Consider the following 10,214-nt stretch of genomic DNA (forward strand, 5'->3'; position numbering starts at 1 on the left):
GGTCAGCTCTTCACGGCGCCGAGAAGGGCGCCCTTGGTGAAGTGCTTCTGCATGAAGGGCAGGACGATCAAGAGGGGGATCGTCGAGACGACGATCATTCCGTACTTGATCAGCTCGCCCAGGCGCTGGGCGGCGGCGTAGGAGTCCATCGCTCCGGAGCCGCCTGCGGAGGTGACCTCGGACTGGATCAGGACGTTGCGCAGCACCAGCTGGAGCGGGTACTTGCTCTCGTCGTCGAGGTAGATCAGGGCGTCGAAGAAGGCGTTCCAGTTGGCCACGAGGTGGATCATGATCATGAGGAAGATCAGCGGCTTCGACAGCGGCAGGACGATGCTGAAGAAGAAGCGGAAGTCGCTCGCGCCGTCCATCTGAGCGGCGTCGCGCAGCTCGCCCGGCACGTTGTTCTCGAAGAAGGCGCGGGCGATGATCAGGTTCCAGACCCCGACCGCGCCGGGCAGGACCACGGCCCAGATCGTGTCCAGCATCCCGAGGTCGCGCACCACCAGGTAGCGGGCGATCAGGCCTCCGTCGATGAACATCGTGAGGATGAAGATCAGGAGGAAGACGGTCCGCCCGTAGAGGTCCTTCCTCGACAGGGCGTAGGCCGCGCAGAGGATCGTGCTGACGCTGATCGCGGTGCCGACGACCGTGTACAGGACCGAGTTGCCGAAGCCCTGCCAGATCGCGCCGTCCGAGAAGATGCGCCCGTAGCCCTCGAGCGTGAAGCCGGCCGGCCAGAGCCAGACGTTCCCGTTGAGGATCTGCGACGGCTCGCTGAACGAGGCGATCACGATGAAGTACATCGGGTAGACGATCGCGACGATCGCCAGGAGCAGGACGGCGATCGCGATCGTGTTGAACACGGGGTCCGCGTACCGTCCGGTGCGCTTCGCCGGGGCGGTGCGGCGAGGGGGAGTCGGTGCCGACGGCTCGCGGACGGCGCGGTCGGGGTGGATGGTCTGTGTCATGGCGTCGTCACCAGAGGCTCGATTGGCCCGCACGGCGGGCGACCTGGTTGAAGGTCGCCAGCAGGACGAGGTTGATCAGGGAGTTGAAGAGGCCGATGGCGGCCGAGTAGCTGAACTGCGCCTGCTGCAGCCCCGCCTTGTAGACGTAGGTCTGGATCACCTCGGAGGTCGGGAGGTTGAGGTCGGTCTGCATGAGCAGGACCTTCTCGAATCCGAGGTTGAAGAGATTGCCGATCGCCAGGATGAACAGGATCGTGATCACCGGCAGGATGCCCGGGATGTCGATGTGGCGGATCCGCTGCCACTTGCTCGCTCCGTCGACGCGGGCGGCCTCGTGCAGAGCCGGGTCGATCGCGGTGAGGGCGGCGAGGTAGACGATCATCGAGAATCCGGCGTTCTGCCAGATGTCGGAGCCGATGTAGAGGGGCCGGAACCAGTCCGGCGAGCCCATGAAGAACACCGGCTCTCCCCCGAGGGCGACGATCGCGCTGTTCACGATCCCGGACCGCGGCGAGAAGAGCAGGTGGATCATGCCCACGACCACGACGACCGAGATGAAGGACGGCGAGTAGAGCACCGTCTGCGTGAACTTCTTGAACCGCTCGCTCTGCAGCTGGTTGACGATCAGCGCGAGCACGATCGGCACCGGGAAGGCGATGAGCAGCCCCAGGGCGTTCACCGTCAGGGTGTTCTCGATCAGGCGCCCGAACTGGAACGACGAGACGAAGCGGGTGAAGTTGTCCAGGCCCACCCACGGGCTGCCCGAGAAGCCGAGCGACGGGTTGTAGTCGCGGAAGGCGATCTGGGCGCCGTACATCGGCCAGTACTTGAACAGCGCCACGAAGACGAGCGCCGGGGTCAGTAGTACGTATAACTGCCAGGAGCGCAGGGCGCGCCTCGCAGCGGAGCCGAGGCGCTGCCTCGGGCTCAGGAGGCGCCGTGGCCGGGGGATCCCGGGGGCGGACTTCATCGTCGTCATGCGCGCACCTCTGCACTCGTCACCGATCCGCGGAGGACCGGTGAGCAATGGATGGGATGGGGTCGGGGCTCCTCGCGCGGTTCCGCGAGGAGGAGGGAGACGGCGTCGCGGGCCATGCGCTCGTGGGGGAGCGCGACGGTCGTGAGGCCGGGGTCGAGGTAGGAGGCGAGGGTCTCCTGGTCGTCGAAGCCGACGATGGAGCAGTCCTCGGGCACGCGGAGGCCGCGCGCCTCGAGAGCCCGGTAGGCGCCCCAGGCGGTGCGGTCGTTGCCGCAGAAGATCGCGGTGGGGGGATCGGCCTCGTCGAGGAGCTCCGCGGTGAGCGCGAGGCCGTCCTCGACGGTGCCGCCGGAGCCGTGCCGGACGAGGCGCGGGTCCACGGTGAGGCCCGCCTCCTCGAGGGCGCGGCGGTAGCCCGCCCGCCGTCCGACACCCGCAGGGAGGTCGCTGTCGGCGGGCTGGATGTCGATGTAGGCGATGCGGCGGTGGCCGGCGCCCGTCAGCTGGCGGGTGGCGGTGTACCCGCCCTCCTCCTCGTCCGGGAAGACGCTGGAGAAGCGCCCGCCGGCGGACTGGGCGTTCACGACCACGGTGGGCACGTCGCCCAGCGCCTCCGGCACCTCGACGACGCGGTGGTACATCGAGGCGTAGATGACGCCGAGCACGCGGTACGACAGCATCATGTCGATCGCCGACTCCTCGAGGGCGCGCTCGCCGAAGGTGTCGACGCTGAGGATGATGTGGCCGCTCTCCCAGGCCCGCATCTGCGCGCCCTTCAGCAGGCGGCCGGCGAAGGGGGAGCTGGCGACCTCGTCCGAGACGAAGCCGATCATCCCCGACTGCCCGCTGCGGAGCGACTTCGCGAACGCGTTGGTGCGATAGCCGAGATCCTCGACCGCCTCCATCACACGGGCTCGGGTGGCCTCGGTGACGCGGTTGCCGGGAGCGTTGTTGAGCACGAGGGACACGGTGGCCTGGGAGACGCCGGCGCGCTCCGCGACCTGCCTCATCGTCGCCGTCCGTCCGGCCATGACCCACCTCCTCGTGGTCTCGGTTATTCGTATAACTGGAAAATACACATCCGAGAGCGCGGCGTCAACATCCGATTCCGCGAGCCCCGGTCGGCAGGTCGCGAGAACGCAGGAGTCGTCGTTCCGGAGCTCGAGTGCGACGACGTCCGCGTTCTCGCGGAGGGCGGCGTCAGCCGGAGGACTCCCGCGGCACGAGACGGACGGGCATGGCCTGCACGCCCGCGGTCGGACGTCCGTGGATCGCGTTCGAGAGCTCCTCCGCGGCGGCGCGGCCGAGCGTGTCGAGCATCATGTCGATGCTCGAGAGCGGCGGGCGGGCGGCCTCGACGAGGAGGTCCCAGTTGTCGAAGCCGACGACGGCCACGTCCTGCGGCACCCGCCGGCCGGTCTCGCGCAGGTGGTCGAGCGTGCCGCGGGCGATCTGGTCGCTCGCGCAGATGATCGCGTCGAGGTCCGGATGCGCGCGCAGCAGCGTCTCGGCGCACTGGCGGCCCCAGCTCTCGGACCACTGCCCGAAGAGGACGCCGCCGCCGACCAGCGGCAGCCCCGCCTCCGTCAGCGCCTGCTCGACGCCCCGGGCGCGGTCGTGGGCGGCGGTGTAGCTCGGCTCGCCGTTGACGAGGGCGATCCTGGTCCGTCCGCGCTCGATCAGGTGGCGGGCGGCGAGGACGCCGGCCTGCACGTTGTCGGGCGTGAAGGAGGAGTCGCGCGGATCCTCCGAGGGCGCATAGGCGTAGACGACCGGCACCGGGATGGTGCGCGTGATCGAAGGGCGCGGGTTCGTCGTCCGGCCGAGCACCACGATCCCGTCGACGCGCTTGGCGAGCAGATTCTTGATGTGGTGCTGCTCGCGGATCGAGTCGCCGCGGGCGTCGCAGAGGAGCACCGACGTCGATCCTGCGCCGAACGCGTCCTCGGCGCCGAGCAGCACGGGGAGCACGAAGCGGTTGTCGAGATCGTTGGTGAGCATCCCGATGGTGCCCGTGCGCCGGGAGTTGAGGGCCTGCGCGAACGGGTTCGGGGTGAAGGAGAGGGCCTCGGCGGCGTCCAGCACGCGCTGGCGGGTCTCGGCGCGCACCTGGTCGCGGCCGTTGAGCGCCTTGGAGGCGGTGGCGATCGAGACGCCGGCGGCGGCCGCCACGTCGGTGAGCGTGATGGTGCCGGTGGGCTTGCGTGGTGGCACCGCGCCTCCGTTCCGGGCCCGGCGGGCCGCCGCGTCGATCCTCGCACGACTCCGGCGAAATACCGAAAAGACCGAAAAGGTCGCATCTCTTGACGCGCTGACCGCCCCTGCCTAGGTTTACCCGACAGAAAGTAGTTTCGGCCCGGCGCAGACATTCGGGACGACTGCCGAGGAATCCGTCAACGACGAAGGGATCATCCGTGAAGACGAGGAAGCACGCTCGGGGCCTCGCCGCCGCCGTCCTGCTGGGGACGGCCGCCGCCGCACTGACCGGCTGCGCGAGCGGCTCCGGGGGAGACTCCGGCTCCGCCGCGGGAGGCAGCTACACGTTCTGGGACCCGTACCCCCAGTTCGACGAGTCGTCCGACTGGGCGAAGCTCATCGACTCCTGCGGGACCGAGGCCGGCGTCACCGTCGAGCGCACCGGCTACGACACCACCGACCTGACCAACAAGGCGCTGCTCGCCGGTCAGCAGGGCAACTCGCCCGACCTCCTGCTCGTCGACAACCCCGTGGTCTCGACGCTCGCGGAGTCGGGCATCCTGACCACGACCGCCGAGTCCGGGCTCTCCACCGACGGGATCGACGCGAACATCCTCGCGGCCGGCCGGACCGGCAGCGACACCTTCGGCGTGCCGATCGGCGCCAACACGCTCGCGCTGTACTACAACAAGGCCGTGCTCGAGAAGGCCGGCGTGGACGCCGCCTCCATCACCGACTGGGCCGGGCTGACCGACGCGCTCGAGAAGGTCACCGCCTCCGGCGGCAAGGGCATCACGTTCTCCGGCATCGGCACGGAGGAGGGGACCTTCCAGTTCCTGCCGTGGTTCTGGGGCTCCGGCGCCGAGCTGACCGACCTCGACTCGCCCGCCGCGGTCGACGCCGTCTCGCTCTGGAGCGACTGGCTCGAGAAGGGCTACGCGCCCAACTCCGTGATCGGCAACACGCAGACCACGAGCTGGCAGGAGTTCGAGACCGGCGAGTACGCGTTCGGCGAGAACGGCACCTGGCAGCTGGCCAACGCGAAGGCCTCGGGGATCGACTACGGCGTCCTGACCATCCCGTCGAAGGACGGCGGAGCGGCCCCCGCACCGACCGGAGGCGAGTTCCTCACCCTCCCGGTGCAGTCGGACACGGCGCGCTACGAGACCTCGAAGAAGATCGCCGAGTGCCTGACCTCGACGGAGAGCCTGGTCACGACCGACAACACGCTCTCGTACATCGCGCCGACGGCCGAGGCGCAGCAGGAGCAGGTCGCCGGCAACGCCGACCTCGAGCCGTGGGTCACCGCCGTGCAGGCCGCGAAGGGCCGCACCTCGGACGACCTCGGCACGAAGTACCCGAAGATCTCGGAGCAGCTGTGGGGCGCGGTGCAGACCGTGCTCAGCGGCTCGCAGTCTCCCGAGGACGCCCTGAAGGCCGCCCAGTCGGCCGCCGAATCCGCCACGAAGTAGGACGACCGGGGGCTCCCGCTCCCCGAACGAGGTCCCCCCGGCCGGTGCTCCGCGCACCGGCCGGGGGGACGGGAGAGACCATGACCACTGCCACCGAGACCGCCCGCCTCCTGCGGCGCGGCACCGAGCCGCCGGCCCCGCCCGCCCCGGCCGCCGAGAGCCGTCGGCGCCGCTGGCGCCCCGAGGGCGGCCGTCTGGTCGCGTGGGCGTTCCTCGCCCCGCTCGTCGCCTACCTGCTCGTCTTCTACGCGTTCCCGCTGTACCGCAACCTCGAGCTGAGCCTGAAGGACTACACGGTCCGCTCGTTCGTGCAGGGGAACGCACCCTTCGTCTGGTTCGACAACTACGTCCAGGTGTTCCAGGACGCGACCTTCGGCCCGGCGCTGCTGCACACGGCGGTCTTCACCGGCGTCTCGCTCCTCTTCCAGTTCACGCTGGGGCTGGCGCTCGCCGTGTTCTTCTACCGCCGCTTCCCGCTGGCGAGCACGCTCCGGGCGCTGTTCCTGGTGCCGTGGCTCCTGCCGCTGATCGTCTCGGCCTCGACCTGGTCGTGGATGCTCAACAGCGACTCCGGCATCGTGAACGCGTTCCTGGAGTCGTTCGGGATCGGCCAGATCAACTGGCTCACCTCGCCGACCACCTCGCTGATCGCGGTCCTGATCGCGAACATCTGGATCGGCATCCCGTTCAATCTGGTGATCCTCTACTCCGGCCTGCAGAACATCTCGCAGGACCTCTACGAGGCGGCCTCGCTCGACGGCGCGACCGGCGCCCAGCAGTTCTGGCGGATCACGCTGCCGCTGCTGCGGCCGGTGTCGGCGATCACGATCCTGCTCGGCCTCGTCTACACGCTGAAGGTGTTCGACATCATCTGGATCATGACGAAGGGCGGCCCCGCCGACTCCTCGATCACGCTCGCCACCTGGACGTACCAGCTCGGCTTCGGCTCGATGCTGCCCGACTTCGGACCGGCCGCGGCCGTCGGCAACCTGCTGATCATCCTGGCCCTCGTCTTCGGCCTCGTGTACATCCGGGTCCAGCGGAAGCAGGCCGACTCGTGACCGCCCGCCGCCCCTGGTACCTGACGGTGGTCGGGATCGCCCTCACGGCGGTCATGCTGTTCCCCGTCTACTGGATGATCAACGTCTCCCTCACTCCGACCGGCTCGATGCGGAAGGATCCGCCGGACTGGTTCCCGTTCTCGCCCACGTTCACCGGCTACCAGGCGGTGCTGAGCGAGCAGCTGCCCTACCTGGGCACCAGCCTCGTCGTCGGCCTCGGCACGGTGCTGCTGACCGTGGCGATCGCCGCTCCCGCCGCCTACTCGCTGGCGAAGCTGCGGCCCCGCGGCGGGCAGGCGCTCTCGTTCGTGCTGCTGATCGCGCAGATGATCCCGGCGATCATCATGGCGATGGGCTTCTACGCCATCTACCTCAACCTGGGGCTGCTCAACTCGATTCCGGGCCTGATCGTGGCCGACTCCACCATCGCGGTGCCGTTCGGCGTGCTGATCTTCACGGCCTTCATGTCGGGGATCCCCGACGAGCTCACCCAGGCGGCCCGGATGGACGGAGCGAGCGCCTGGCGCACCTTCACCTCGGTGATCATGCCGATCAGCCGCAACTCCGTCGTCACCGTCTCGCTGTTCGCGTTCCTCTGGGCCTGGTCGGACTTCATCTTCGCCTCGACGCTCGACAGCGGCGGGAAGCTCCAGCCGATCACCCTCGGCATCTACAAGTACATCGGCAACAACAACCAGGAGTGGAACTCGATCATGGCGACCGCCGTGGTCGCCTCGCTCCCGGCCGCCGTCCTCCTCGTCGTCGCCCAGCGGTATGTCTCGGCGGGAGTCACCGCCGGCGCCGTCAAGGACTGACCCGTCCCTCCAAGGAGACACCGTGACCCTCACCGCCCCCACCGCCACCGCCCTCGGCGGCCCGGTCGCCCCCTCGCGGAGCGTGCTCCGGCCGCTGCGCCAGGACGAGATCCGCCTCACCGGCGGCTTCTGGAAGCACTACCAGGACCTCAACTCCTCCGCCGTCATCGAGCACTGCCGCTCGTGGATCGAGCGCGTCGGCTGGGCCGGCAACTTCGACCGCGCTGCCGACGGCTCGATCTCGTCCGCCGAGAGCGGCGACGCGCACGCGGGCATCGAGTTCGTGGACTCCGAGGTCTACAAGCTCCTCGAGGCCATGGCCTGGGAGCTCGGCCGGAGCGACGACGCCGGGCTGCAGGAGCGGTACGACGACCTCGTCGCGCGGGTCGCCTCCGCCCAGGACCCGGACGGCTACCTGCACACGAGCTTCGGCCGCCCCGGCCAGCGCGCGCGCTACTCCGACCTGGAGTGGGGCCACGAGCTGTACAGCTTCGGGCACCTGATCCAGGCCGCCGTGGCGCGGCTGCGCACCGGGCACGACGACCTCCTGCCGCAGGTCGCCCGACGGCTCGCCGACCACGTGCACCGCGAGTTCGGGCCCGAGGGGAGGGTCGCCGTGTGCGGCCACCCCGAGATCGAGCCGGCGCTCGCCGAGCTGGCGCGGGCGACGGGGGAGGAGCGCTACCTCGAGCTGGCCCGCCTCTTCGTGGAGCGGCGCGGGACGGGGACGCTGAAGCCGATCGCGTTCGGCGCCGAGTACTTCCAGGACGACGTGCCCGTGCGCGACGCGGAGGTGCTGCGCGGCCACGCGGTGCGGGCCCTCTACCTCGCCTCCGGGGCTCTCGATGTCGCGGTCGAGACCGGCGACGCCGAGCTGGAGGAGGCGGTCCGCCGCCAGTGGGAGGCGACCGTCGAGCGGCGCACCTACGTCACGGGCGGGATGGGCTCGCACCACCAGGACGAGGCGTTCGGCGCCGACTACGAGCTGCCGCCGGACCGCGCCTACGCGGAGACCTGCGCGGCGATCGGCTCCACGATGCTCAGCTGGCGGCTGCTGCTCGGCTCGAACGAGCCCCGCTACGCGGACCTGATGGAGCGGACGCTGCTGAACGCGGTGCTCCCCGCGACCCGCGAGGACGGCCGCGCCTTCTTCTACACGAACACGCTGCAGCAGCGCGTCGACGGAGTGGCTCCGGACGAGTCGCGCGAGACCGACCGCGCGCAGTCCAGCCTCCGCGCGCCCTGGTTCTGGGTCTCGTGCTGCCCGACCAACACCGCCCGCACCCTGGCGAGCGTGGAGCTCGGCTTCGCGACCGCTACCGACGACGGGGTGCAGCTGCACCAGTACGGCGCGTACGAGGTGCGCACCGGAGGCGTCGCGCTGCGCGTCGAGACGGAGTACCCGGCCGACGGCGAGATCGTCGTACGGATCCTCGAGGACGCGGAGTTCGCGCTGACGCTGCGGGTGCCGCCGTTCGCGCGGGGCTCGGCGCTGCTCGACGGCGAGCCGGTCTCGACGCCGACCGTCACCGTCCGCCGGGCGTTCTCCGCCGGCGACACCGTGCGGCTCTCGCTGCCGATGACGGCCCGCTTCGTCGCTCCGCATCCCCGGATCGACGCGGTGCGCGGCCAGGTCGCCCTCGAGCGCGGGCCGTTCGTGCTGGCGATCGAGTCGCTCGACCTGCCCGAGGGCCTGGACACCGAGCACATCGCGGTCGACGCCTCGGTGCCGCCCGTCGTGACGGCGGAGGGAGCGCGCGTGTCCCTCGTGGCGCGCGAGGCGGCTCCCGGTTGGCCCTACGGCTCCGTACCGGTGGAGGAGGGGCGGCGCTTCGAGGCGGAGTTCCGGCCGTACCACCGCTGGGCGAACCGGGGACCGTCGACGATGCGGATCTGGACGCCGACGGCCTGACGGGCACCGCTCGCGAGAACGCAGGAGTCGTCGCACTCGAGCGCGAGTGCGACGACTCCTGCGGAGTGGCTGCCGTTGCGGCGCCTCGCTCAGATCCAGCCGCGCTCGCGGGCCTCGATGACCGCGCGCTGGCGGGTGTCGACGTCGAGCTTGCGCAGGATCGACGAGACGTGGTTGCGGACGGTGCCGGAGGAGAGGTGCAGCGCCGCGCCGATCTCGCCGATCGTCTCGCCGCGGGAGCCGGCGCTGAGCACGTCGAGCTCCCGGTCGGTCAGCGGGCTGCGCGTGTTCGCCAGGGCGTCGGCGGCGATCTCCGGATCGACGTAGCGGCGTCCGCTCGCGACCTGACGGATCACCTCGGCGACGTCCTCGACCCGGCGCGACTTCGGCAGGAAGCCGCTGACGCCCGCTCCGAGCGCTCGCCGCAGGACCCCCGGCCGCGCGTGCCGGGTGACGACCACGACCCGCGTCGCGGAGACCCGGCGCAGCCGCTCCGCCGCCTCGATCCCGTCGAGCCCGGGCATCTCGACGTCGAACAGGCACACGTCGGGCTGCAGGCGCAGCGCCTCCGCGACCGCCTGCTCGCCGTCGCGGCACTCGCCCACGATCTCGAGGTCCTCCTCGAGGCGGAGGAGTGCGGCCAGCGCCGTGCGGATCATGTCCTCGTCGTCGGCGATCAGCACCCGGATCACGAGTCGCTCCCCACCGGCAGGCGCGCGTCCAGCTCGAAGGAGCGGCGGACCGCCCCGGCGCGCAGCGTCCCCCCTGCCCGCTCGACCCGCTCCGCCATGCCGAGGACGCCCGAGCCGGT

At 70.4% G+C, this 10,214-nt stretch carries 9 protein-coding genes; 4 read left to right on the forward strand and 5 right to left on the reverse strand.

Annotation, left to right across the window (positions count from 1 at the left end):
- Positions 1 to 2: 2 nt before the first annotated feature.
- The 4 genes from C5C82_RS07230 to C5C82_RS07245 form a co-directional block, all read right to left on the reverse strand.
- Entirely contained in the window at positions 3 to 968 is a 966-nt protein-coding gene (locus tag C5C82_RS07230; RefSeq protein ID WP_104268804.1) for a carbohydrate ABC transporter permease, read from the reverse strand.
- Positions 969 to 975: 7 nt separating this feature from the next.
- On the reverse strand, positions 976 to 1,947 hold the full coding sequence (locus C5C82_RS07235) for a sugar ABC transporter permease (RefSeq protein ID WP_244229528.1): 972 nt from the start codon (positions 1,945 to 1,947) through the stop codon (positions 976 to 978).
- A complete protein-coding gene (locus C5C82_RS07240) occupies positions 1,944 to 2,978 on the reverse strand; it encodes a LacI family DNA-binding transcriptional regulator (RefSeq protein ID WP_104282809.1) in 1,035 nt (344 codons plus the stop codon). Before C5C82_RS07240 ends, C5C82_RS07235 begins: the two co-directional genes overlap by 4 nt.
- A gap of 169 nt (positions 2,979 to 3,147) precedes the next feature.
- The gene (locus C5C82_RS07245; protein WP_104225800.1) at positions 3,148 to 4,161 is read right to left on the reverse strand and encodes a LacI family DNA-binding transcriptional regulator; all 1,014 of its coding nucleotides are present in this window, start codon (positions 4,159 to 4,161) and stop codon (positions 3,148 to 3,150) included.
- A 200-nt stretch (positions 4,162 to 4,361) separates the two neighbouring features.
- On the opposite strand from C5C82_RS07245, the gene C5C82_RS07250 reads away from it, so the two are divergent.
- From C5C82_RS07250 to C5C82_RS07265, 4 genes are all read left to right on the forward strand, one after another.
- Positions 4,362 to 5,615, forward strand: coding sequence for an extracellular solute-binding protein (locus tag C5C82_RS07250; RefSeq protein WP_104354856.1), 1,254 nt, complete (start codon positions 4,362 to 4,364; stop codon positions 5,613 to 5,615).
- An 80-nt stretch (positions 5,616 to 5,695) separates the two neighbouring features.
- Positions 5,696 to 6,676, forward strand: a complete 981-nt coding sequence (locus tag C5C82_RS07255; protein ID WP_104354857.1) for a carbohydrate ABC transporter permease — start codon at positions 5,696 to 5,698, stop codon at positions 6,674 to 6,676.
- Positions 6,673 to 7,491 (forward strand): carbohydrate ABC transporter permease, encoded by an 819-nt coding sequence (locus tag C5C82_RS07260; RefSeq protein ID WP_104222699.1) that lies wholly within the window; start codon positions 6,673 to 6,675, stop codon positions 7,489 to 7,491. Before C5C82_RS07255 ends, C5C82_RS07260 begins: the two co-directional genes overlap by 4 nt.
- A gap of 22 nt (positions 7,492 to 7,513) precedes the next feature.
- On the forward strand, positions 7,514 to 9,403 hold the full coding sequence (locus C5C82_RS07265) for a glycoside hydrolase family 127 protein (protein WP_104354858.1): 1,890 nt from the start codon (positions 7,514 to 7,516) through the stop codon (positions 9,401 to 9,403).
- A gap of 89 nt (positions 9,404 to 9,492) precedes the next feature.
- Here C5C82_RS07265 and C5C82_RS07270 read toward each other — a convergent pair whose 3' ends face one another.
- Positions 9,493 to 10,095, reverse strand: coding sequence for a response regulator transcription factor (locus C5C82_RS07270; RefSeq protein WP_104237744.1), 603 nt, complete (start codon positions 10,093 to 10,095; stop codon positions 9,493 to 9,495).
- Positions 10,096 to 10,214: the final 119 nt, after the last annotated feature.

It is taken from the genome of Rathayibacter sp. AY1D5 (assembly GCF_002932515.1).
GTDB lineage: Bacteria > Actinomycetota > Actinomycetes > Actinomycetales > Microbacteriaceae > Rathayibacter.

What these genes read in the sequence shown, in the direction of transcription:
- C5C82_RS07230 (WP_104268804.1), bottom strand. Translation starts at nt 968, where the DNA reads ATGACACAGACCATCCACCCCGACCGCGCCGTCCGCGAGCCGTCGGCA.
- C5C82_RS07235 (WP_244229528.1), bottom strand. Translation starts at nt 1,947, where the DNA reads ATGACGACGATGAAGTCCGCCCCCGGGATCCCCCGGCCACGGCGCCTC.
- C5C82_RS07240 (WP_104282809.1), bottom strand. Translation starts at nt 2,978, where the DNA reads ATGGCCGGACGGACGGCGACGATGAGGCAGGTCGCGGAGCGCGCCGGC.
- C5C82_RS07255 (WP_104354857.1), top strand. Translation starts at nt 5,696, where the DNA reads ATGACCACTGCCACCGAGACCGCCCGCCTCCTGCGGCGCGGCACCGAG.